Source organism: Paraburkholderia acidipaludis NBRC 101816 (assembly GCF_000684975.1).
GTDB lineage: Bacteria > Pseudomonadota > Gammaproteobacteria > Burkholderiales > Burkholderiaceae > Paraburkholderia > Paraburkholderia acidipaludis.
On sequence record NZ_BAXZ01000017.1, the window covers coordinates 56507 to 78887 of the forward strand.

The following is a 22381-nucleotide window of genomic DNA, read 5'->3' on the forward strand; positions in this document are numbered from 1 at the left end:
CGTCGATACACACCCAATCCCGCAGTCATTTGAGCGCAACTACCGCCTTCCCCGCAATTCCGGCATCACAACCCGGAACGTGAGGTTCAGCCGCTCGCCGCTCACCGCCGGCTCCTTGGGCACGCGATGTCGCCACTGCGCCTGAGTCGGGCCGCGCATCACGAGAAGGCTGCCGCCGGTCAGCCGGAATGAGCGCGTGACTCCCGTCGCGTTGTGCCGCAGATCGAAGCGCCGCGTTGCACCCAGGCTCACCGACGCAATGACCGGCTCCGGACCCAGTTCCGGCTCATGGTCGGCATGCCAGCCCATGCTGTCGGCGCCGCTGCGGTAACGGTTGAGCAGCACGCTATTGAAGCGCGTGCCGCACAGGGCCGATACGGCGTCGCGCAGTTCCGCCACGGCCGGCGTCCACGGCTGAGGCACGTTGCGGATGCCCGAATAGACATAGACGGCATCGGGCTCGCCGAGCCACGCCGTGAGGCGCGGCTGATCCACCCAGCCGCCCGGCGTGCGGATACGTTCCCGACGCCAGTCCGTTTCGGCCACGATGCGCGCAAAGAGGATCGTGGCCTGCTCGGGGGCGAGCCAGTTGGGATGCCACGCCACGTCGGGCTGCGGCGCGTCGTCGAAGAGGTCGAACATGAAAAGGGGTTGCGTGCGCGAAATCAGGCGAATAGTTGCAGTGTTGCACGGAAAGCGCGCGCACGACGCCACCCGCACGCATGCGCACCGGCTTTCGGGATGCGACGCTCAGGTAAAGAGGGCGATATAGAAAACGATCGCGCCGACGAGCGCGCCGACGAAACAGAAGCTCTCCGGCGTGGCGTCGGTCGTGCGCGAGCGCAGCCAGCCGCTGACGACGCCGAACAGACCCGCAATGCCCAGCGTGACGAACACCATCACGACATAGAACAGCGCGGTGCGGCCAAGCTCCGAGATATCGATGTGTCTGACGAACAGGTAGAGTGCCAGCGCCATGACCGATAGCACGACGAGCGGCAGCATGACATGACTGCCCTCGTAACCGACATGGCGACCATGGTGCGCCTGGCCTGCGGGCTTGATGGCTTTCATGATCTGTCTCCCCCTCGGCGTCCCACATACTGCGCGGGATCTGATTCGAGCATAGTCCATCGAAGGGTCGTATTCAATGGACGTTTAACAGGCCCGTGCGAGCGTTCGGGAATGACCGAGGCACAAGGTCGTGCCGCGCTGAAACAGGCGAACGCCCGCCCCGCGCCATCAGAACATCAAGGCGCACCGAAGCGGAACAGTGCGCGCACAGTCCAGCGGCGCCACCAACTACCGACAGGTATCGGCGGTGCGGCCGGCCAGCCGCTTTTCGGCGGTTCCGGTTCCGCGCGCGGCGACACGGAGGCGACGTCCCCGCTGTCGTCGGGTGTCGCATACGCCCAATACTCGTAAGGATGAAAGATTCGCGCGAGCGACAGGGGCGCATCGAATGTCCCGCGCGTGCCGTGCAGCGTCGAAATTTCGGTTCGGGACCGGCTTGCGCGCCGGGTTGGATAAAGCGCCGCGTCTTGTGCGTCGTGGCGGTCAAGCGATGGCTTCTTCGCGTTCATGTTCGTCTCCGTTGAGGATGCCGGGTTGTCGATGCCAGCAAACGGAGACGCCACAAAAACAAAAGGCCTCGTCCGCATTACCGGCGAGGCCTGTTGAGCTTCACTTCCTGGAATCTAGCGCAAACAGGCCTCCGCTGGCACGCCCGAGCAGGCGCCCATATGGCCTCGATTGACGATAGGGAGAAGATTGAAGGTCAACATGGAATCGAGTTTCAACGGGTTTGGTTGCTTTGTCAACAAAGTGCCTGTCGCCTGGCCGCGACAGGCCAACGGCTCGTCGACACTCACAGCCCCAGGTCGTCGATGACCTGCTCGCCGAGCGCAAACCCGGTGGAGGCGCCCGTTCCGCCCGTCACCATGACGAGGCGAATGTGATCGTCGGGCCGGTCCACCAGCACGCGACGTCCGCTCGACGACACATAGCAGCCGGTCCAGCGATTCGCCACCGTGCGAGCCGGCAGATCGAACACGCGATCGAACTCCTCGAGGATCAGATCGTCGAAACGCGCCTGCGCAAACGGCGCCGGCGCATCGCCATACACGTGGCTATCGCCCACGACGAGCGAGCCGTCGGCGGATTGCACCGCGATCAGGTGAATACCCGCGGCGCGGTATTCGCTCTCCTCCTCGTCGAGCCGGCGAATCAGCGCCTGCGCTTCGGGCAACGCCGCGAAGCCTTCGTAGCGTGCGAGGCTCTGATCGGACATCACCGCCGCACCGAACGCCGACTGCGCGCCGCCAATGGCGAGCCGCAGCATCTGCAGCGTGCAGATGCGCAAGCGGTACGGCGCGATGCGCTCGGGAAAGAGCGTAGAGAGGTCATCGCCGGGACAAACGATCACGGCATCCGCATGAATGGGACCGCGGCTCGTTTCGACGCGCTTGCCGTCCACTGCGAGCACGGCCGTATTCCAGTGAAACGCAACGCCGTGCCGTTGCGCGAGCCACGCGGCGATCTTTGGCAGTGCTTCCGATGATTCGACACGCAGTTCGTGCGGGCTGTAGAGAATCTCGCTGGCCGCGTCGAGCCGCAGCGCCGGCACGATGGCTGCCGCCTCGGTGCGCGAGATCAGCTTGCAGCCGGCAGCCATATCCGTTTCCAGGAAGGCATGCAGCACGTCGGCCGCCTCTCCCCGCCGCGCAGGGATCACCGCGCCGCGATGCTGGACCGCTATGCCGGCCTCTTCGGCCACCTGCATCCACACGTCGCGGCTGCGCATCGCGCGCGCCCAGTGATCGCCGGCTTCCTGTCCCGTCACGGTGACGAAACCGAAATTGCGGATGGAAGCGCCGGTGGCGCGCGCACTGCGATCCAGCACGGCGACGCGTTTGCCCTTGCGCACCGCCGCCAGCGCGACCGCCAGCCCGACAATGCCGCCGCCGACCACGGCGACGTCGAAATGACCGTTCATGCGGACCTCCCCATCAGATGAATGCGAAAGACAAGATGGGACGCGGCGCCGCGGAACGGGACACACAGGCCCCGGCATGAAATCGACATGAGCATGGTTGCGCAATGGGACGTAAAGAACGGGCGCGCGAATATACCCGATCTTGAAGGCATCTGTGTGACAAGCCCTGCACCCTGTCCGCCAGGCCGTGGCTGCGGTCACGGAGGTCGGGATGAACGAGACGGTTACGCGAGATTGCGTTGCTTTAATGTTATGTTATAACATATCCGACACAGCGTCGGCGGTCGCCAGCCGCTTTCTCAACCGATTACAAGAACATGAAACGCCACACTCTCATTTCGGGCGCTACGTTGCTGCTGTTTGCAGAGACGTTCTCGCTCTCCGCCATGGCCGCAGGCCCCTCCCTGACGGGCACCGTCACCGACGCGCAGGGCCACGCGCTCGATAACGCGACCATCTCGGTCCAGGACGCGGACGGCCGCACGCTCGCGCAAACCCATACCGGCCACGACGGCCGTTTCGTTGTGCAAAATGTCCAGCCCGGCACCTATGCCGTCACGGTGGACGCGAACGGCTTCGGCACGAACACGAGCATCGCCACCGTCGACAAAAGCGCGCCGCCGCCCATGAAGGTGACGCTCGAAAAGGGCAGCACCATGGACGTGAGCGTGCAGGCGCAGCGGCTGAACGAGGCCCGCAACGGCTTGCAGCCCGACATCGGGGCAAGCGTCTACCGCTTCACGCAGGAGGACATCCAGAACTTGCCGCAAGGCGACAACACGCCGCTCAACCAGGTGCTGCTGCAGGCGCCCGGCGTGGCCAACGACTCGTATGGCCAGTTGCATGTGCGCGGCGATCACGCCGACCTGCAATACCGGATCAACGGCATCATCATTCCGGAGCCGATCAGCGGCTTCGGGCAGTCGCTCGACACGCACATCATCGACCAGGTGAACCTGATCACGGGCGCGCTGCCGGCCCAGTACGGCTATCGCACCGCCGGGATCGTCGACATCACGACCAAGACCGGCGATCTGGGCAACGGCGGTTCGATCGACGTCTATGGCGGCAGCCACCAGACGCTGCAGACGAGCGCCGACGTCTACGGTTCGCAGGGGGCGCTCAGCTACTTCTTTACCGGTACGCTCGGCGTGAACAACCTCGGCATCGAAGCGCCGACCTCGGACCCGGACCCGCTGCACGATCACACGCGCCAGGGCAACGGCTTCGGCTACCTGTCGTATCTCATCAATCCGCTCACGCGCCTGAGCGTGATGTTCGGCACCGCGGCGAACCAGTTCGAACTGCCCGACACGCCCGGCCTGCCGACCAATTACGCGCTGGCCGGCCACACCACCTTCAATTCCGCGAGCCTGAACGAAACGCAGTCGGAGCTGAACAACTTCGGCGTGGTCGCGCTGCAGGGCACGAACGGCGGCGCGCTCGACTATCAGGTGGCCTTTTTCACGCGCTATACGCGAACGCAGTTCAACCCCGACGAAGTCGGCGACCTGATGTTCAACGGCGTGGCCTCGGACGACTTCCGCAGCAACCAGGCGGAAGGCGTGCAGGTCGACACGACCTGGCGCCTCAACGACGCGCACACGCTGCGCGCCGGCCTGATGGCGCAACAGGAGCACGCGGTGTTCAACGACAGCGTCGCCGTGTTCCCGGCCGACGCGAACGGCAATCAAACGTCCGACGTCCCCTTCACGATCAACGATTCGGGATCGCAGACCGGCTATCTGTACAGCGTCTACCTGCAAGACGAGTGGAAGCTCACGCCGAAGCTCACGCTGAACTACGGCGTGCGCTATGACGGCATGAACGAGTATGTGACCGCCCACCAGTTGAGCCCGCGCATCGGCCTCGTGTACCAGCCGACCAATGCGACCACGCTGCATGCCGGCTACGCGCGCTACTTCACGCCGCCCGACTTCGAGCTCGTTTCCGCTTCCACGGTCACGCGCTTCAACGGCACGACCAACCAGAGCGAAGTCACCACGGACAGCCCGGTCCAGCCCGAGCGCGACCATTACTTCGACGTGGGCATCTCGCAGCGCCTCACGCCGGCACTCACCGTGGGGGTCGACGCTTACTACAAGATCGCCTCGAACCTGCTCGACCTCGGCCAGTTCGGCACGGCGCTGATCTATACGCCGTTCAACTACGCACGCGGCCGCGTCTACGGTATCGAATTCACCGGCAACTACAAGGCGGGCAACATCAGCGGCTATCTGAACGTCGCGCTGAGCCGCGCCCAGGGCGAGGATGTCACGTCCGCTCAATTCAACTTCGGCGCGGCCGAACTTGCCTATATTTCGGATCACTGGGTATATCTGGACCACGACCAGCGCGTGACGGTCTCGATGGGCGGCGCTTACGATTTCGGCAAGAACACCGTCACCGCGGATGCGATTGTCGGCAGCGGTCTGCGCAGCGGCTTCGCGAACACCGACAAGCTGCCCTGGTACGGTCAGCTCAACCTCGCGCTCATTCGCCACTTCAACGAGCCGATCGTCGGCAAGTTCGATGCGCGCGTCGTGCTGATCAACGCCTTCAACAGCGTGTACGAACTGCGCGACGGTTCGGGCATCGGCGTGGAAGCCCCGCAGTACGGGCCGCAACGCGCGGTCTATGCGGGCGTCACCAAGCTGTTCTGATAGCCCTCCTCAAGGAATCCGGACATGAACGACTGGACTGCTTTCTCCGACTCCGCGCGGCTTGGCGGCTGGGCCATCTACCCGCTCACCGTTCTGGCGATTGTCGCTCTCGCCATCACGCTCGATCGCGCCTATGCATTCTGGCGCTTCGGCCGCATGCCGCGCTGGGCCGACGACACGTCCGCCGCGCCGGCAGGCGTCGCCCCCACTCGCCTCGTCGCCGAATTCGCCTCCGGGCTGCCGCCCCGTCACGCGCTGGGCCGCATCGGCCGCTTGCTGACCGATGCGCAAGCGCCGCTCTGGCGCATCGAGACGCGCATCGAAGCGGCCGCGGCGCAGATCGAGCGGGACATGAGCCGCGGCCTGTGGCTGCTCGAAACCATCGTCACCGCGGCCCCGCTGCTCGGGCTGCTCGGCACGATCGCCGGCATGATGCACTCGTTCAGGCTATTTGGCGGCAACGGTCTCGTGAATCCTGCGGGCGTCACGGGCGGCGTGGCCCAGGCGCTGATCGCCACGGCGATCGGCCTCGTCATCGCGCTCGTTGCGCTGTTCGCGTTCAACTTCTTCTCGCGACGCATCGACCAGCTGATGGACGAGATCGAGTCGTTCGCCAACGAAGCGCTCAGCGACATGCGCCTCGCCACCGAACGCGCCGGGCTGCCGGCATGAAGCTGCGCCGTTCGCGCCGCTCGAAGCGCGGCCGCATCGAGATCATTCCGATGATCGACGTGATGTTCTTTCTGCTGGCCACGTTCATGCTGGCTTCGCTCGCGATGCAGCGGCTCGACGCCGTGCGTCTCGACCTTCCGCAAGGCCGCGCCGAGCAGCTTGCGCAGGACGAGCCGCTGACACTCTCGGTCGATCGGTCCAACCAGGTCTTCGTCAACCGGCAGCCGGTGCGGCTCGACGAAGTCGCGCCCGCCATCGCGCGCCGCTTGCGTCCCGACGGCAACGTGATCGTCGCCGCCGACGATCACGCCTCGCACGGCATCGTGGTGAAGGCCATGCTGGCCGCGCGCCAGGCGGGCGCCGTGCACTTCCTCGTCGCCGTGCATCGTGAGTAGCGGTACGCGCAGGCTGTTCGCGCTGGCCGACCACGACCGCGTGCGGCTTGCCGCGGCCATCGTTCTTGCCGCGGCGCTGTGTCTCGCGTTGCTGGATCGCGTGGCGGGCTGGCTCAGCGCACGCGAGCGGGTGGCGCCGAGTCCGGCGATCGAAATGCGCCTCGTGGAGATCGCGCCGCCGGCGCCCGCTCCTGCACCGGCAGCGCGTGCCGCGGCGGCGAAGCCCATGCCTGTGCGCACGCCGGCACCGCCAACCCATGCGGCCGCACCGCATAGCCATCCGCCGCCGCTCATGGCGGCGCGCGACGAAACCCCTGCGGCTAACGTACCCGCTACTACACCGGAAGCACCTGCAGCACCGGCAACGCAGGCAGCACCACCCACAGCGGCCTCGTCGAACGCCGCTGCGGCCGGCAACGCATCGTCGGAAGGCGCCGGCAGCATGCGAGCCCGAGTCCTGGCCCAGCCCATGCCGGTTCTGCCCGACGACCTGCGCGAGCAGGGCTATGCGCTCACGGCCGTCGCCCACTTCAAGATCCATCCGGACGGCAGCTTCGAGGTCGAGCTCGCGAGACCCACGCAGAACCCGCGGCTCAACCAGATCCTGCTCGAAACCCTGCACCGTTGGCGCTTCTTCCCGGCCATGGAGAACGGGCACCCGGTCGAGAGCGAGCAGGACGTGCGCGTGCACTTCGTGGTGAGCTGAGCGGCACGACCCATCCGACGTCTCGCCGAAATAAGGCACGGCAACGGGGCGCGCGCCGATACCTGCCGGCGGGCAAGCAGGTATCGCCTGCGAGGGAGTAATCGCTTACACTTTTGCTTCTCCCGACTCCCCCCGTGCGCCCTTCGGGCGACACCGCCATGCCCCAGCCCATGCGCCGCCGTCTCGTGATCGCCAGCGCCCTGGCGGCTGTCGCCGCCGCGTGCCCGGCGGTCCGCGCCGACGAGCGAACCTGCAAGATCGGCCTTGTGCTCAAAGGGCTCGACGACCCCTACACGACCGCGATGATCACGGCGGCCAAGGTCTTTCAGGCTCACTCGCCCTACCCGTTCACGCTGGTCGTGCGCGGGACCGAAGGACAAACCGATGTCGACCCGCAGATCGCGCTCGTCGGCGCACTGGCCGAAGAAGCCGTGAACGCCATCGTGCTCGCGCCGGCCGATTCGCGGGCCCTCGTGCCCGTGGCCAGCCAGTGCATAAGGCGCGGCATGCTCGTCGTGACGATCGACAACCCGCTGGATGCCGATGCCCAACGCACCGCCGGCGTGACCGTGCCGTTCATCGGCCCCGACAACCAGCGCGGCGCACGTCTTGCCGGCGACTATCTCGCCCGCCTTCTGCACCCGGGCGACGAGGTCGCCATCATCGGGGGCGTCTCGACGGACCGCAATGCACAGCAGCGCAATGCGGGCTTTCGCGAGGCCATGCAGAGCGCCTCCGCACGGATCGTGGCGGTCGAGCCGGGAGACTGGGAATACGGCGCCGGGCGGATCGCGGCGGCGGCGATCCTCGCGAAGTATCCGCGCCTGCGTGCGCTGCTCTGCGGCAACGACAACATGGCGCGCGGCGCGGTCGACGCGATCCGCGCCGCGCATCTGAAAGGCCGCGTGCTGGTTGTCGGCTATAACGACAGCGCCGCCGTCAAGCCGATGCTGGCCGACGGACGCGTGCTCGCCACGGTCAACCAGTTCGAGGAAAAACAGGCCGTGTACGGCATCGACGTGGTCTTGCAGGCGCTCGAAGAACGGCATACGCAGGCCGACTTGCCGGAGTTCTTCGAAACGCCAACCGCGCTCGTCACGCGAAACGGGAAATAGCGGCAAAGCCCTCGCGCGGGAACCGCGAGCGCCGGCCCCCTCAGCCCGCGGGATTCTCCTCGTCCAGATGCGGCGCCGCGCCTCCGGCCGGCATCCCGATGATGCTGATCTGGAACGTGGACGTGGCCGCCAGCGATTCGAGACCCGGGTCTTCAGGATATCGAAGCAGTAACGGCAGGAACACCGATCCGCCGATCACGGCGCGGCGGCTGTTGTCCGCCGGCCGCAAACCCCAGACGTCCTGGTAGACGAGCGGCACGGCACGGCCGTCGCGCTGCGCATCGCCAACATAGAGCATGACGTGGCCGCCGATGTAGATGAGCGTGCGCATCGGCTTGCCGTGCCGGGCCAGGTAGTCGAGCCGCGCCGCGGGCGTGAGCGACGAGAGGTCCGTCATCTCGCCGGCGCTCATCTGTGTCGACGAATGCCGCGGCAGCCACACGCCGAAGGCGGCGAAGATGCTTTGCAGTTCCGCCGAGCAGTCGTTGTCGAAGTTCGTGTTGCCCCAGCCGTAGGGACGCCCGATCAGCGCCTTGAGGAGCCACGCGAGATGGCGCGGCGTTGCGGCAAGCGGCGCCGGCACGATCGCGGTATCCGCCAGCGCCGCCATGCGCACGGCGGCACGGCCGTCCGTATCGCGCACCGGCACCGCCGCGAGGCGCGTGCCGGCCGCGGGCGCGCCTTGCAGCGGCAGCAGCGTGCCCGCGGGCGCATCGAAGCGAAACACGCCGCCCGTGTCCCGCACGCCCGCAAGCGCCCCGATGACGACACCCGGCGTCTGCCGCGTCATGGCGCGCCAGCGTGCGACGAACGCATCGTCGACATAGGCGAGGCCGTCGCTCTTCACCCAGCCCTGCACGTCGGGCGTCTGCACGTAGGACCAACTGCCGTCCGCGCTCGCGCCAAGCACGTAGAGCGGCGTGCCGGGCCGCGCGGCGCTCACCTGGAGGTTGTCGAAGGGATAGCCCTCGCCGGCAAGGTGACGGCTGTAGAACGACGGATCGAGCGTCGGCAGTTCGCGCACGAGCAGCGCGCTCGTTGCGATGGCGCGCTTCGACGCGTCGTAGGTCGCCGCGCGCCGGAACTGCGCCGGGTCGACCTGCTGCGCGATCGCGTCGATCCATGCCTTCGTGTGCGGCCGGAAATTCATGCCGTAGCCGATGCGGCGCGGCGACTGGTCCGTGTTGTCGTAGGCGTCGAGCCGGCGCGTCTGCAGCGCGACGATGTCGCTGCCTCCCTCGCCGTACACGCGATTCCGGATATAGGCCGGATTCCACGGCGAAGGATCGCCCGGGCCGCTGCCGAAGTAGCGGGCGTAGAAAGCGTCGAACTGGGCGCGCTGTTCGTCGGACGAGAGAAACGGTGTGTCGTAGCCGGGGCTCGAAGGATCGATCCAGTGATCGACGTTCTGGTCGTAGTTCTCCAGCGGGAAAAGCGTAATCGGATCGACAGGCTGCGCTGTCGACGCTTGCGGCGCGATGGCGGGACCGCCGGCACAGCCGGTCAACGCGCTGGAGACGGCCAGCGCCGCCGCGAGTGCCCAGGCACGCGCGCGCAAGGGTGCGGTGCCCGGCGCGGCATTACCTGGCGGATGGCCGGAGGAACGAAAGACGGCGTGCATGAATGACCAGAGATGTCGGCGAGGTGTCGATCATACCGCCAGTCACCGGTCACAAGGCGCATGCGTCGGCGGGCAATGCCTGATCTCGCCAACCCGGTTGGCGAACACGACTCCGGGCTTGCGTTCGCCGGCACGGACGGCCCGCACGCCCGCTTCGCCGAGCCCTTCCAGCCGGATACTTCATGAAAAGGCCGACTGATAGACCTTCGGCGTCACGCCGGTTTGTTGCTTGAACACCCGCGTGAAGTGCGCCTGGTCCGCAAAGCCGGTTTGCGCGCCGATCTCGGCAATGGACCTGCCTTCGCGCAACATCGGCATCGCATTGCGTATGCGCTCCTGTTGCTGAAAGGCATGCGGACTCAAGCCCGCTTCGCGCACGAAGGCGCGCAGCAGCACAAACGGCGTGACGTCAAATTCGGAGGCAAGGGTCGACAAGGTCAGCCGCGCGTGCAGGTCTTCGCGCAGACGGCGCTTGACCGCCCGTATCAGAGCCGGCTCGCGGCGCACCACGGGCAGGTTGCCGGAGCGGCCCGCATGCCGTGCGTACAGACCCACGACGGCGCAGGCCAATGCCTCACTGCGCTTGAAGCGGTCGTGATCGGTTTCCGAGCACCAGTTCACGCCATACAGGTGCCGCGATAGTTCGGCGTCGACAATAAACGGGCTCCGCAATGCGAAACGCTCGCGCCGGGCAATGCCAAGACGCTCGCAGTAGGCGGCCAGCGCGGCGGGCTGCACATGCTGGACGCGCATCTTCCACTGCCCATCGTCGCCGGCCGCGCCCGCGTGCACGACGTCGGCATCGATGACGACTACGTCGCCACGGCGGCACACGCGCCGCTGGTCACGAACCTCGACCGCCAGGGCGCCGCCGGTAATCACCGCGAGGCAATGCGTGTCGTGCGCGTGCGGCGGATAGCGGTGGCCGAAGAACTGGCCCTTGAGCATGACGGCGTCCATGACGTCGGGTGCGCGCCAGAGCTTGATCGGATGGGGCGGCGCTGTAGCTTTCATGATGAGACGGACCGCGGAAAAGATCGGAACACGTCATCTTATTCCTCAAACTCAGGCGAACAGCGAAAAACCGCCGACCAGTTTGCCGACCTTGTTCCTCGGCCCGATCAGACCGACGGCCAGATACCGGAGCCCATCTCCGCGGTATGTCTCGACGGCATTCAGAAACGCGCCGTAGTCGGTGGTGGCCTGCCCTTGTACCGGGAAATCCACCACGTCGCAGTGCGGGAGCGACTTGTGGCGCAGCTCGCTCAACTGAAGCGTCGTCGCCTTGAGCACCGGAATGCCGACAGGGATGAGCCCGGGGTGCGAAGTGCCGTCGTGCTCGCGCAACGGGGCCCCAACTATGTGACCGTGACGCTGGCCTAGCGTGAACGCCACCACCGCGGCCGCGTTCGACGCTTTGCCGGGCGGCAGCGATTCGTCGACGACGATCACACAACGCTCCGGTTTCTGCGGAGCCTCCGGGCCGTTCGAAGTCCGTGCTGTGCTTTGCAATGCCTCTCTCCTGGGAAACTAACGGTGGAGAGCATGCTAGGGGCTTCGCGGCCCAAAGTATTGAACGATTTTGCAGCGGGTCGATGCCGGCATCAGGCATGCCGCAGACCGGCAACCTCAGTTTTTCAGTCGATAGCCGGTTTTGAAGATCCACGCGGTGATCCCGACGAACGCGGCGAGAAACGCCGCCGTCATGGCGAGACTCACGCCGACATCGACGTCCGCGAGTCCGTAGAAGCTCCAGCGAAAACCGCTGATGAGATAGACGATCGGATTGAACAGCGTGATCACCCGCCACGCCGGCGGCAGCATGTCGACGGAGTAGAAGCTGCCGCCGAGGAAAGTCAGCGGCGTGATGATCAAGAGCGGCACGATTTGCAGCTTCTCGAAGTTGTCCGCCCAGATGCCGATAATGAAGCCGAGCAAGCTGAACGTGACCGCCGTCAGCAGCAGGAACAGCGCCATCCACAGGGGATGCTGGATCTGAATCGGCACGAAGAGCGTTGCGGTGGCGAGGATGATGAGCCCGAGCAGGGTCGACTTGGTCACCGCCGCGCCGACGTAGCCAATCACGATTTCGAAATACGACACGGGCGCGGACAACAGCTCGTAGATCGTGCCCGTGAAGCGCGGAAAGTAGATGCCGAACGAGGCGTTCGAGATGCTCTGCGAAAGCAGCGACAGCATGATCAGGCCCGGCACGATGAACGCGCCGTAGCTGATGCCGCTCACTTCGCGCACGCGCGAACCGATTGCGGAGCCGAACACGATGAAGTAGAGCGAGGTCGAGATCACGGGCGCGATGATGCTCTGCATCAGCGTGCGCCTCGTGCGCGCCATTTCGAAACGGTAGATGGCGCGAATCGCGTAGAGGTTCATAGGGAAGTCACCTGCCCTTTGCCGTTGTCCGCGCCCGACGGTTCGGCGGGCAGCGAAGCGGCCCTCGGGTCCTTGCTGACGAGACTCACGAAGATGTCCTCCAGCGAACTCTGCATCGTTTTCAGGTCCGTGAAGCCAATGCCGGCCTCGCTCAGGCTCTTGAGCAGCGCGATGATGTCGTTGTGCTCGCTTTCTGCGTCGTAGGTATAAATGAGCTCGGCGCCGCCGCCGGCCAGTTCCAGGCGCCAGTTGGCCAGCGCGGCCGGAATTTCGGTCAACGGAGCATCGAGCTGCAACGTCAGCTGTTTGCGGCCCAGCTTGCGCATCAGCACGTCCTTGCGTTCGACCAGCATGATCTCGCCGGTGTTGATCACGCCGATCCGGTCGGCCATCTGTTCCGCCTCGTCGATGTAGTGGGTCGTCAGGATAATCGTCACGCCGTTTGCCTTGAGCCCGCGCATGAGCTCCCACATGTCGCGGCGGAGTTCGACGTCCACGCCCGCGGTCGGCTCGTCCAGAAACAGAACCTGAGGCTCGTGCGCAAGCGCCTTCGCGATCAGCACGCGGCGCTTCATGCCGCCCGAGAGCGTGAGGATCTTGCTGTTTCGCTTCTCCCACAGCGACAGGTCGCGCAGCACGCGCTCGATATAGGCGGGGTTGGGCGCCTTGCCGAACAGGCCGCGGCTGAACGATACGGTGCCCCACACCGTTTCGAACGCGTCCGTCGTGAGCTCCTGAGGCACGAGGCCGATCAGGGAGCGCGTATAGCGGGTCTGTGACGATATCGTGACCGCCGACGCGCACGCAGCCTTCGCTCGCATTGACGATGCCGCAGATGATGCTGATCAGCGTGGTCTTGCCGGCGCCATTCGGTCCCAGCAGCGCGAAAATCTCGCCGCGGTGAATGTCCAGGTTGACGCGCGTGAGCGCGCGGAATCCCGACGCATAGACTTTCGAGAGATTCTCGATGGAAAGTATGGTTTGCATAGACGCGACATTACCAAAAGCGCGCTTGCCGCGTGGAAAAGCGACCCGCCGACCCGGGCGCAAAAGCCCGCCGCGCCGCAAACGCCATCCTCCGCATGCCGCGTCGCGGCGCGCTTCCAGACCAAGCCCTAATTTTTTTGGTTTGGACTCGCGCGATTAACCGATCTGGTCTACTCTCCGTTCAATCATATGAATTGATTGAGGGGACCCCGTGCTCACGTCCGTCAAGGGCGACAAGGCCTGGGCCACCGGCCTTGTGCGACGCATTTACGTGCTCAGGGCCCTCGGCTACGCGATAGGCTCTGTGCCCGTGCTGTCCTTGCTGCATCTGCAGCATGCGTCGCCATTGCTCCTCGTCGGCGTTCTGGCCGTCTGCCTCATCTGGCCGCATGTCGCCTACGCGCACGTGCGTCCCGCCGCCACCCATGCGCCCGGCAACGAGCGCTGGAACCTGCTCTTCGACTCGGCATTCGGCGGCTGGCTCGTCGCGGCCGTGCATTTCGAGCCCGTCGCAACGGTCGTCATCCTGTTGATGTTTGCGCTCGACACCATGGCGATCGGCGGGTGGCCTCTCTTCATTGCCGGGATCGGCGCAAGTGCCGCCGGCCTGATGGCCGGGGCCGCGCTGTTCGGCCTCGCCTTCTCGCCCCTGGACGGACGGATCGCGCCGGCGTGGCTGCCCATCATCTTCGTCTATCCGCTCCTCTTCGCCAAAACGACCCACGACTTCTCGGTGAAGCTTCTCGATCGCTCGCGCCGTCTGCGCGAACTGAGCGAATGCGACAGCCTGACGGGGCTCCTGAACCGTACGGCGGTCAGCGCGAGATTGCAGGCACTGCTTGTCGACCCCAACCGGGACGGCGGATCCGTCCATGTCGTTTTCCTCGACCTCGATGCCTTCAAGACCGTCAACGACGCGCTCGGGCACAACGTCGGCGATCTGCTGCTCGTCGAAGTCGCCGCGCGTCTGCGGGCCTGCGCCCGCCCGGGCGACCTGGTCGGCCGCTACGGCGGCGACGAGTTCGTCGTCGTCGCGGCAGGCGGGCCCGACGACACGGCGCGCTTCGATTTGCCCGATGCCGTGCTTGCGGCAATGGCGGCGCCGGCGCTCATCGGCGGGCATGAGCTCGTGGTCAGCGCGAGCGTTGGCGTCAGCGTGTATCCCATGGACGGAAACGATGCGGGAACGCTGATCCCCTACGCCGACATGGCGATGTACGCGGCCAAGAATCGCGGCCGCAACTGTTGGGAACGCTACCGGCCCGAGATGCGCGCGGACGCCGACGCGAAGCTCATCCTCTCTGCACGGCTCAGAAAGGCGATCGACGCCGGTGCGCTGCGGCTGCATTACCAGCCGCAGGTCGACATGCGCGACGGTCGCGTGCTTGGCGTGGAAGCACTCGTGCGTTGGTACGACGAGATTTACGGCGAGATCGCCCCGGCGGAATTCGTCCCGATTGCGGAAACGTCGGGATTCGTCGCGAGACTCGGCGAATGGGTGCTGCGCGAGGCTTGCCGTCAGTCCGCCCTGTGGCGGCGCATGGGGATTCCTCCCGTGCGCGTCTCGATCAATCTGTCGCCGCTGCAGTTGCAGCGCGCGAACATTGTCGAGACGTTTCAGAGCATCTTGCGGGAGACGGGCGTCGATCCGAACCACGTCGAGCTCGAAGTGACCGAGACCGCGCTGATGCAGCAGCCCGAAATTGCCGTGCGCCGGCTTCACGAGTTTCGCCGCGCCGGTATCAGCGTGGCGATCGACGATTTCGGCATGGGCTACTCGAGCCTCGGCCAATTGCGCGCGCTGCCGGTCGATCGTATCAAGATCGACCGGGCGTTCATGCCGGGCGCCGCTGCGCACGGCATGGCGGAAAGCGACACCGGCGCGATCGTGAAAGCAATCGTGACGCTTGCGGGGGCGCTGGGCTTATCCGTCATCGCGGAAGGCGTCGAGACGCTCGCGCAGCAGGAGTTTTTGCTGGCGCTCGGTTGTGTGGAAGCGCAGGGCTACCTTTTCAGCAGGCCGCTCGATGCCGAGAACATCACGCGTGTGCTGGCCGACGGCGGGCCGCTGCCGCAGCCGTCGCTGGCGGCGCATGGCGACAAGGTTGTGGTTTGAGGGGGGCTGCAGCGCGGCCGAGAGCTGCCTGCCTTCGGCCGTCATCTGATAGCCCCCGTCGCCGCGCTCCACGAGACCGGACGCCCGCAATTCCGCAAGCCGCGTATTGAGCAGCCGGGCATTGGTGCCGCAGGCTTCCTGAAGCGCCCGAAACGTCAACGCCTCGCCGCGAAGTTCCCACAGTATCCGCAGTGTGGTGCGCCGCCCGAGCAGGTCCAGCACGACCATGATCGGCCGCCCGGTTGTCGAGCCGCGAACGGGTTGTCCAGGACGTGGGATTCTCATGCTGCACTTTCTAAAGCCTCGTCCGCGGGCTGTCGACGCTGCACTAGCCCGTGACCGCGAACCGTTCCATCAAAGACCGCAGTCGACGCTCCTGAGTGTCCAGGATCCCCGGCGTCGACTGAAGTTCAAGCACCCGTCCGCGCCAGTAGCCCGGACCGAAAATCTCCATCGTCTGGTCCGCGCACATAGCGGTTTCGAGGTGGGCAATGGCGGTGTCGAGATTGTGGACGGTATAAGGGCTGGGTGGTCTCCTCGCCGTCTCCGTCTTTGTTGTCGCAGGAATCGGTTTTTTGCGCGCGGCCCGCTTATCCCCGAAGCAAGGTCCGCGCGTGCGGCATTTGTTTTCCGGCAGCGAACTCATGGTGGCGTTCCCTATCGTCCGACCTGAGACGACTCCATCGTGCCCGGCCCGGCGCTCGCGCAAAACCGGCCATGCCGAGGGAAAACCGCCTCCGGAAGGGGGCCCCGGACGAGTCCCCCGCTTTGGGGGGATAGCATCCCGAACGAACGCGGGTACCATGGTCACGACTGGAGAAGCGCCGATGGACAACCTGTATTTCCGCCACGTACTGCTCGTAGAAGACGAAGGCCTGACGCGGATCGCGATGAAGAGCCTGATCCTGACCGCGGAGCCGACGCTCGACATCGACGAAGCCGGCTCGTATGCGGCCGCTGTCGAGCGGCTGCAAAGCAAGGCTTACGACCTCGTTTTTCTCGACTACCAGATCGGCGACGATCGCACCGGGCTCGACCTGCTGCGCTGGCTGCAGGAGAACGAGCGCGCCGCGCATGTGGTGATGCTGTCCGCGCAGGACGACCGCGAGACCGTGCTGGACTGCATCAAGCATGGCGCCGGCGGCTTCATTTCGAAGGCCAGCGAGGAAGGGGGGGCGGTTTTCCGCGAAGCCCTGCAGACCATTCTGAATGGGCGTGTCTACCTGCCCAACAGCGTACTGGGCAAAGGCGGCCATACTCCGCAGCCCCCGGGCCCGAACAAGGGTATTCCGATCGACTCGCTGAATCTGCCGCCGCGCCTCGCGCAAACCCTGCGTTTTCTCCTGCAGGGCATGTCGAACAAGGCCATCGCGCGAAAAATGAATATCACGGAGAACACCGCGAAGGAGTACATCAGCGATCTGCTGAGCCGCTTCAACGTATCGCGGCGCACCTTTCTGATCGTTGAAATGGCACGCCGCGGCATCGAGGTTCCCACCGTCGCGGACAGCACGGCGGTCTAGCACGCGCGCACGGACGCCTCCGTCAATTCGAGCATGCGCGCGATCAGCACGTCGGCGGATAGCGGCTTGCTGAGCACGCACCGCTCCGGCAACACGCCCTGTGTGCTCGCCCCTGCTTCACCCGTCACCACAAGACACGGCACCGGCCGCGAAAAATGCCGCGCGAGGAGCCGCACGACGTCGTGTGCGGTCGACTTCTCCGGCAGCCGGTAGTCGCTGATCACCAGGTCGGGCACGCGCTCGACCGTCTGTAGCAGATCGTCGAACTCGGCCACGGAGCGGACGGAGTCGAACAACACGCCCCATCTCGCCAGCAGCGCCTCCATCGACGCGCGTACCAGGCTGTCGTCCTCGACCAGCAGCACGTAGAGACCGCGCAGCAACGACGGTGACGGCGACGACGACGCATCGGCAGGCGATATCGGGGTGTCCTCGAGCGCCAGTTGATCGGCCACCGGCATGCGCACCGAAAAGCGCGATCCTCGTCCCTCGATCGACTTCAGTTCGAGACGGTGTCCATCCAGCAACGACACCACCGCATTCACGATCGACAAACCGAGCCCAAGCCCTTTCTCGCGGTCCCGCTCGGGGTTGCCGATCTGCACGAACGGCTGGAAGATCGCGTCCCAATGCTCCGAGGCAATGCCAATGCCGTTATCGAGGACGTCGAGGCGCACATAATTCGGCATGCGAACCAGGCCGACGAGCACCGCAGAGCGGCCCGCTTTCGATGGATCCGCGTATTTGATCCCGTTCGAGATGAGATTGCCCAGCACGCGCGGAATCCACTCGGCGTCGGTGCGCACCCACGCGGGTCGTTGCTGCGCCGTTCCATAGCGCAGCGCAACGCCGCAGCTGGCAGCGAACGGCGCGAGTTGCTCGACGGTCTCCTCGGACACGCGGTTCAGGTCGACGCTCGAATAGTTCGGCTTGACGTGCCCCGATTCCAGTTTCGACAGATCGAGCACCCCGTTGAAAAGACGCGCCGTTAGCACCGACGCCCTGCGCGCCTCGCCAATCAATCTGCCCGACGCTTCGACGTCGCCCGCCTCCAGTGCTTCATCCGCCGCGGCAAGAAAGAGGTTCAGCGCATGCATGGGCTGCCGCAGGTCGTGCGCCGCTGCCGCCAGAAAGCGCGATTTCGCCCTGCTCGCCCGCTCCGCGGCTTCGCGCTGCTGCTCGCGCAAGGCGATCAGCGCTTCCGACCGGCTCTGCTGGTCGCGCCGCGCGTGCTCGAGGTCATGGTGCTTTTGCGCGAGTTCGACATTGGCGCTTTTCAGGGCGTCGTTGCTATGGGCGAGCGCCTGAACCGCAACGTACCGGTCGCGCACATGCCGTTCGGCATTCACGTTGACGCTATGGCCCAGAACGGCCACGTTCAAAAGGTAGAACATGCCTGCCGCGAAATTGTCCGGCTCGATCGCCCGCGTGACCAGTTGCGCCATCACGATCGCGACGATCACGCACGCCGTCAGCATCAGCGTGGCCTTGGCCCGCAGACGCAGAAAACCGAACTGATAGAAAAGAATTAAGTAAAAGCCGACAAAAAAATGGGTGAAATTGAACGGGCGCGGCGCGAGTATCGTTTGTATCAGAAGGCACAGACACATGAACGCCAGCCCCAACAGCAAGATCCAATGTGCGACCTCGTCCCGATGAAATGCGAGCCTGAAGGCCAGCACAATGCCGACGGTCGCACCCAGCGCGCCGGCGCAACGAAACGCGAAAATCTCCGGGAAATACGGCTGGAACACCGCACTGGTCTGCGCAAGCCGGATTTCCCAAAAGCCAAAACACACCCAGATCAAGGTGCCGAGCACTAACGCCGCACGACGGAAGTCGGCAAAACGTCGGCCATAGTCCTCCGTAAACTCCTGCTCGACCCGCGGATCCTCGAACCGCGCCGGCCAACAGAGGATATCGACCAGCCAGGCACGAATTGCACCTGGCGCCGACGAGGGCTTGAGAAATTTCGACTCCGTCGCCGACTGAAACCTGGACATGTTCATCGCATCTCGCCGGTAGACTCGCCTGGCCGCTGTTCTTAAATATCCTTAACGCAATCGATGTTCGATATCATTCGATATTGAATAGCGCCAGATTATTTCCGTAAAAATTATAACCCTCCTGAAAAGTGAAATTAATCCCATCGCCCATAATATGCATATTGCATTTAAAAGATATCGCCTGGATCGATGCCATTCCGGGTGTGCGCTGCCGCACAGACGGCAGGATCATCTCGTCAAAATATGGATTGAAGCGGGGCTTACCGCCTGTCCACCGATTGACAAGGATTCGCTTTCCGATCCGGCCCACATCACGTTTAATAACAATCGTCTTGAATGGCTTTATAGAAAACCCTGAAATAAGGGTCGCGCGTTTACCCCATATCGCTACTTCAAAAAACTAAACTACCATTGCCGACGATATGCATAAGTTATTCAAGAACCATCGCCTGGCACCACCCATTTCGCAGCGAAATTTGCTCAAGCATTCCGAATGACTTAACCACGCAATTAATGAATTAATGTTGGCCAAAGCAGGAGATTTGCTGACCATGGCCGTAGCCACACAACCACTGACCGGCCGCATCGAAGAACCTTTGACCGAGTGGCATCTCAGGGCGGCTCCGCGCGCCCTTCTCCTGAGCGCCGCGCTGGTCGGGATCAACGTCGCCGGCGGGCTCTTTTTGTGCAAGCTGATTGAACGCCCTCCGGCGCAGCTTGAAATTGCCATCACGCTTGCGGCGTTCGTCACCGTCCTCATGGGCGCGCCGCTCATCGCGTTCCTGTGTCTCGGCTGGTACACCCGATATCGCGAGTTTGAAAACAGCCTCAAAGGCAAAGCGCTATCCGCCTATCTCCAGCGGTACTGGTCCAAGCGGCTCATTCAGGGTCTCCAGGACAACCATACGATCGCGGCCCTTTCCAAAGGCCTCCCGCTCGCCGGCGACAAATGGCGCGAAACGGCAGACGCCCGCCTCGATCTGTGCGATCGCCTGTTCGCACGCATCTATCACGAGCAGTATGGTTTGCCGGCATTCGTTCCGCCGTTTGTCATCCTCCTGTGCGTGGCTTACGCCGCAGCGGCCCTTGTCGGTTGCAATTACGTCACGATGCAAGCCGATATCGCTTCGGCAAAAACGCCGGTTTATGGAATCACCCAGCAAGTGCTGCTGGCCTCTTTCGGTGGAGCGCTGATGTTTGTGGTCAGCGACTCCGTGCTCAGCATTCGGCGCAGGGCACTCAATGTTTCGGACGTCTATTGGTACGCACTGCGGCTGCTTCTGGCGATACCCATCGCGCTGGTGGCGGGCGGCACGGACGGCTCGCGTGCTGCCTTTGTCTTCGCACTGGGTACGTTTCCTGTCGACTCGTTGCTCAAGGTTATCCGGAGAATCGGATTTCCGCAGGTCACGGCCTTCGAGAAAGAGGCGAGTGCTCCCGACACGCTGCTCGCCCTGAACGGCGTCACGCTTCCCATCGTTTCCGTGCTGGAGGCGGAGGGTGTCAATTCCATCGAGCAGGTTGCGGCCGCCGATCCCGTCATTCTCTCCATCCGGACCGGCTTCCCTTTCCGCTTCACGCTACGGCTCTGTTCTCAGGCGATCGTACGCCGCCACTTTGGCGAGAACGCGTCGTTGCTCATTCCCATCGGCCTCGCCGATGTCGTGCCGATCTACGTGCTGATGAAGGCCGTGGATGGTGTGACGTCCACTAATTTGCCGAAAGTCGAAAACAGCGCCAGCGTAATCGAGGACGCCGCGAGCCGTCTGTTTCCGAACGATAATGACGAACAGCGCAAAGCCGTCATCACGATGAAATTCCGGCAGATCGCCGCGGAAGAATTCACCGTGATGCTCGCCAGAATTACGCCGCTGGACCCCTCGCTCTGAATGCAATCGCAGCGCGTCGTCTGAACGATGCACTCAGCGCATCACGCTACCTGGAGCCCCGAAATGAGCAAAAACATCGTGTTATGTCTCGACGGTACGTGGGATGGCCCCGATGCGAAGGATCCGGCCGGCACGGCCGTCCCGACCAACGTCCAGAAGGTGTTCGAGAGCCTGAAGGGTTCCGCGCCGCTCTCGCCTGCCGACAACGAGTGCGAAATCGCATTCCCTGGCAGTCCCACTGAACAGGAGCAGGTCGCCAAGTACATTAACGGCGTGGGGGACTGTTCGAACGTGCTCGCCAAACTGGCCGAGGGATCCGTGGGGTTGGGACTCGTAGCCCGTATCGTTCGCGGATACACCTATTTGTCACGTCAGTATCAGCCCGGCGATCGGATTTACATCACGGGATTTAGCCGCGGAGCCTATACGGCGCGAGCGCTCGCGGGCTTCGTGGTGGGCAAAGGCTTGCTCGACTGGAATGCCATGAAGCTCGTGGCAGACTCCGCGGAAAGCTATAGCGCGGGCCTCGCGGCGTGGCAACAGTACAAGCAGTCGGTGCACTCCGACTCCCCCGGCATCCTGCAGGCGCTCGCGAGCAGCATCACCAGCCTGTGCGATCGCTTCGCGCTCGGGCTGCGTCCGTCGCCCGCCCTGCGGTTCGTCGATAATGTCAGCATCGTCGCCGTCGGTGTTTGGGATACGGTTGGCGCGCTCGGCATACCCAACGATGTTCGCGAGGCAGACGGCACACTGGTGCGCGCCGACGCATTCCAGTTCTGCAACAACGATCTGAACGCCAAAGTCGCGAACGGATTTCAGGCAATCGCCGTCGACGAACAGCGCGTCGACTTCACCCCGACTCTCTGGAACGAACGCGATGGCGTCGTGCAGGTCCTGTTCCCAGGCGCACACGCCGACGTGGGCGGCGGCTATCCACCGGGCGAATCGGGGCTCTCCAACGGCTCGCTGATCTGGATGACGAACCGTCTCGCCGCGGCCGGCGTGGCGTTCGAGTGCACGCCACCCGGCACGCCGAACGCGTGCGCCGTCGCGCATCGCCCATGGGCGAATTCCGCCTACATAACGGCACCGAGGGAATTTCCTCCTGCGCTTCTGCTCAGCCAACGTGTAGTACAACGACTGGTCGCGCTGAGCGTACCGGTCGAGGGCGCAGGATCGCAGCCTTACCGCCCGGCCAATCTGTTCAATAGCTATATCAAACTGGATGGATCCGGGCCGGCGCCTCACGTTCAGATTGAAACTTGAGGTGTACTGATTTCGCTCCGATTGATTCCATGGGCT

19 protein-coding genes and 2 pseudogenes are annotated in these 22381 nt (G+C 64.4%); 9 read left to right on the forward strand and 12 right to left on the reverse strand.

Going from position 1 to position 22381, the window contains the following annotated elements; genetic code table 11:
- Positions 1 to 39: 39 nt before the first annotated feature.
- The 4 genes from BAC01S_RS19045 to BAC01S_RS19060 form a co-directional block, all read right to left on the reverse strand.
- A complete protein-coding gene (locus BAC01S_RS19045) occupies positions 40 to 642 on the reverse strand; it encodes an alpha-ketoglutarate-dependent dioxygenase AlkB family protein (protein ID WP_027796199.1) in 603 nt (200 codons plus the stop codon).
- Positions 643 to 750: 108 nt separating this feature from the next.
- Complete coding sequence (locus tag BAC01S_RS19050; protein WP_027796200.1) at positions 751 to 1074, reverse strand: hypothetical protein; 324 nt, start codon at positions 1072 to 1074, stop codon at positions 751 to 753.
- A 176-nt stretch (positions 1075 to 1250) separates the two neighbouring features.
- Complete coding sequence (locus BAC01S_RS19055) at positions 1251 to 1583, reverse strand: hypothetical protein (RefSeq protein ID WP_027796201.1); 333 nt, start codon at positions 1581 to 1583, stop codon at positions 1251 to 1253.
- Positions 1584 to 1867: 284 nt separating this feature from the next.
- Positions 1868 to 2995 (reverse strand): TIGR03364 family FAD-dependent oxidoreductase, encoded by a 1128-nt coding sequence (locus tag BAC01S_RS19060; RefSeq protein WP_027796202.1) that lies wholly within the window; start codon positions 2993 to 2995, stop codon positions 1868 to 1870.
- 317 nt (positions 2996 to 3312) lie between these two features.
- Between BAC01S_RS19060 and BAC01S_RS19065 the strand changes: the two genes are divergently transcribed.
- The 5 genes from BAC01S_RS19065 to BAC01S_RS19085 all read left to right on the forward strand — a co-directional run bounded on the left by BAC01S_RS19065 (position 3313) and on the right by BAC01S_RS19085 (position 8546).
- Positions 3313 to 5658 (forward strand): TonB-dependent receptor, encoded by a 2346-nt coding sequence (locus tag BAC01S_RS19065; RefSeq protein ID WP_027796203.1) that lies wholly within the window; start codon positions 3313 to 3315, stop codon positions 5656 to 5658.
- A gap of 24 nt (positions 5659 to 5682) precedes the next feature.
- Positions 5683 to 6330, forward strand: a complete 648-nt coding sequence (locus tag BAC01S_RS19070; RefSeq protein ID WP_027796204.1) for a MotA/TolQ/ExbB proton channel family protein — start codon at positions 5683 to 5685, stop codon at positions 6328 to 6330.
- Positions 6327 to 6725, forward strand: a complete 399-nt coding sequence (locus BAC01S_RS19075) for an ExbD/TolR family protein (protein WP_027796205.1) — start codon at positions 6327 to 6329, stop codon at positions 6723 to 6725. The genes BAC01S_RS19070 and BAC01S_RS19075 overlap by 4 nt, the downstream gene beginning before the upstream one ends.
- The gene (locus tag BAC01S_RS19080) at positions 6718 to 7431 is read left to right on the forward strand and encodes an energy transducer TonB (protein WP_052408788.1); all 714 of its coding nucleotides are present in this window, start codon (positions 6718 to 6720) and stop codon (positions 7429 to 7431) included. The genes BAC01S_RS19075 and BAC01S_RS19080 overlap by 8 nt, the downstream gene beginning before the upstream one ends.
- A gap of 158 nt (positions 7432 to 7589) precedes the next feature.
- Positions 7590 to 8546 (forward strand): substrate-binding domain-containing protein, encoded by a 957-nt coding sequence (locus BAC01S_RS19085; protein ID WP_027796207.1) that lies wholly within the window; start codon positions 7590 to 7592, stop codon positions 8544 to 8546.
- Between the two features lie 40 nt (positions 8547 to 8586).
- Here the strand turns inward: BAC01S_RS19085 and BAC01S_RS31855 are convergent, their stop codons facing one another.
- The 5 genes and pseudogenes from BAC01S_RS31855 to BAC01S_RS31860 all read right to left on the reverse strand — a co-directional run bounded on the left by BAC01S_RS31855 (position 8587) and on the right by BAC01S_RS31860 (position 13545).
- Entirely contained in the window at positions 8587 to 10167 is a 1581-nt protein-coding gene (locus BAC01S_RS31855) for an SH3 domain-containing C40 family peptidase (RefSeq protein ID WP_084168662.1), read from the reverse strand.
- Between the two features lie 180 nt (positions 10168 to 10347).
- Entirely contained in the window at positions 10348 to 11181 is an 834-nt protein-coding gene (locus BAC01S_RS19095) for an AraC family transcriptional regulator (RefSeq protein WP_027796208.1), read from the reverse strand.
- Positions 11182 to 11232: 51 nt separating this feature from the next.
- Positions 11233 to 11619 carry a DUF2000 domain-containing protein gene (locus tag BAC01S_RS19100; protein ID WP_245616622.1) on the reverse strand — a complete coding sequence of 129 codons (387 nt, stop codon included), beginning with the start codon at positions 11617 to 11619 and terminating at the stop codon, positions 11233 to 11235.
- A gap of 177 nt (positions 11620 to 11796) precedes the next feature.
- On the reverse strand, positions 11797 to 12558 hold the full coding sequence (locus BAC01S_RS19105) for an ABC transporter permease (RefSeq protein ID WP_027796210.1): 762 nt from the start codon (positions 12556 to 12558) through the stop codon (positions 11797 to 11799).
- Positions 12555 to 13545: pseudogene (locus tag BAC01S_RS31860) on the reverse strand (ABC transporter ATP-binding protein). The gene BAC01S_RS19105 and the pseudogene BAC01S_RS31860 overlap by 4 nt, the downstream one beginning before the upstream one ends.
- Before the next feature lie 211 nt (positions 13546 to 13756).
- Here BAC01S_RS31860 and BAC01S_RS31865 point away from each other — a divergent pair.
- The gene (locus BAC01S_RS31865) at positions 13757 to 15661 is read left to right on the forward strand and encodes a putative bifunctional diguanylate cyclase/phosphodiesterase (RefSeq protein WP_052408790.1); all 1905 of its coding nucleotides are present in this window, start codon (positions 13757 to 13759) and stop codon (positions 15659 to 15661) included.
- Positions 15662 to 15664: 3 nt separating this feature from the next.
- Here the strand turns inward: BAC01S_RS31865 and BAC01S_RS35935 are convergent.
- Both BAC01S_RS35935 and BAC01S_RS34735 read right to left on the reverse strand, forming a co-directional pair.
- A pseudogene (locus tag BAC01S_RS35935) lies at positions 15665 to 15946 on the reverse strand (winged helix-turn-helix transcriptional regulator); the annotation flags it as partial.
- A 43-nt stretch (positions 15947 to 15989) separates the two neighbouring features.
- Positions 15990 to 16307 carry a hypothetical protein gene (locus tag BAC01S_RS34735; RefSeq protein ID WP_156954462.1) on the reverse strand — a complete coding sequence of 106 codons (318 nt, stop codon included), beginning with the start codon at positions 16305 to 16307 and terminating at the stop codon, positions 15990 to 15992.
- Between the two features lie 157 nt (positions 16308 to 16464).
- On the opposite strand from BAC01S_RS34735, the gene BAC01S_RS19125 reads away from it, so the two are divergent.
- A complete protein-coding gene (locus BAC01S_RS19125) occupies positions 16465 to 17184 on the forward strand; it encodes a response regulator (protein WP_245616624.1) in 720 nt (239 codons plus the stop codon).
- Here the strand turns inward: BAC01S_RS19125 and BAC01S_RS19130 are convergent.
- On the reverse strand, positions 17181 to 19187 hold the full coding sequence (locus tag BAC01S_RS19130) for an ATP-binding response regulator (protein ID WP_169740139.1): 2007 nt from the start codon (positions 19185 to 19187) through the stop codon (positions 17181 to 17183). The two genes, BAC01S_RS19125 and BAC01S_RS19130, sit on opposite strands and share 4 nt — an antisense overlap.
- 554 nt (positions 19188 to 19741) lie before the next feature.
- Between BAC01S_RS19130 and BAC01S_RS19135 the strand changes: the two genes are divergently transcribed.
- Both BAC01S_RS19135 and BAC01S_RS31875 read left to right on the forward strand, forming a co-directional pair.
- Complete coding sequence (locus BAC01S_RS19135; protein ID WP_027796213.1) at positions 19742 to 21079, forward strand: hypothetical protein; 1338 nt, start codon at positions 19742 to 19744, stop codon at positions 21077 to 21079.
- Between the two features lie 63 nt (positions 21080 to 21142).
- Positions 21143 to 22345, forward strand: coding sequence for a DUF2235 domain-containing protein (locus BAC01S_RS31875; RefSeq protein ID WP_052408791.1), 1203 nt, complete (start codon positions 21143 to 21145; stop codon positions 22343 to 22345).
- The last annotated feature ends 36 nt before the right edge of the window (positions 22346 to 22381 follow it).

Coding starts and splice junctions, on each gene's coding strand:
- BAC01S_RS19045 (WP_027796199.1), bottom strand. CDS start 642: ATGTTCGACCTCTTCGACGACGCGCCGCAGCCCGACGTGGCGTGGCAT.
- BAC01S_RS19060 (WP_027796202.1), bottom strand. CDS start 2,995: ATGAACGGTCATTTCGACGTCGCCGTGGTCGGCGGCGGCATTGTCGGG.
- BAC01S_RS19065 (WP_027796203.1), top strand. CDS start 3,313: ATGAAACGCCACACTCTCATTTCGGGCGCTACGTTGCTGCTGTTTGCA.
- BAC01S_RS34735 (WP_156954462.1), bottom strand. CDS start 16,307: ATGAGTTCGCTGCCGGAAAACAAATGCCGCACGCGCGGACCTTGCTTC.
- BAC01S_RS19105 (WP_027796210.1), bottom strand. CDS start 12,558: ATGAACCTCTACGCGATTCGCGCCATCTACCGTTTCGAAATGGCGCGC.
- BAC01S_RS19135 (WP_027796213.1), top strand. CDS start 19,742: ATGGCCGTAGCCACACAACCACTGACCGGCCGCATCGAAGAACCTTTG.
- BAC01S_RS19075 (WP_027796205.1), top strand. CDS start 6,327: ATGAAGCTGCGCCGTTCGCGCCGCTCGAAGCGCGGCCGCATCGAGATC.
- BAC01S_RS19055 (WP_027796201.1), bottom strand. CDS start 1,583: ATGAACGCGAAGAAGCCATCGCTTGACCGCCACGACGCACAAGACGCG.
- BAC01S_RS19050 (WP_027796200.1), bottom strand. CDS start 1,074: ATGAAAGCCATCAAGCCCGCAGGCCAGGCGCACCATGGTCGCCATGTC.
- BAC01S_RS31855 (WP_084168662.1), bottom strand. CDS start 10,167: ATGCACGCCGTCTTTCGTTCCTCCGGCCATCCGCCAGGTAATGCCGCG.
- BAC01S_RS19085 (WP_027796207.1), top strand. CDS start 7,590: ATGCCCCAGCCCATGCGCCGCCGTCTCGTGATCGCCAGCGCCCTGGCG.
- BAC01S_RS19095 (WP_027796208.1), bottom strand. CDS start 11,181: ATGAAAGCTACAGCGCCGCCCCATCCGATCAAGCTCTGGCGCGCACCC.
- BAC01S_RS31875 (WP_052408791.1), top strand. CDS start 21,143: ATGAGCAAAAACATCGTGTTATGTCTCGACGGTACGTGGGATGGCCCC.
- BAC01S_RS19125 (WP_245616624.1), top strand. CDS start 16,465: ATGGTCACGACTGGAGAAGCGCCGATGGACAACCTGTATTTCCGCCAC.
- BAC01S_RS19070 (WP_027796204.1), top strand. CDS start 5,683: ATGAACGACTGGACTGCTTTCTCCGACTCCGCGCGGCTTGGCGGCTGG.
- BAC01S_RS19130 (WP_169740139.1), bottom strand. CDS start 19,187: ATGTCCAGGTTTCAGTCGGCGACGGAGTCGAAATTTCTCAAGCCCTCG.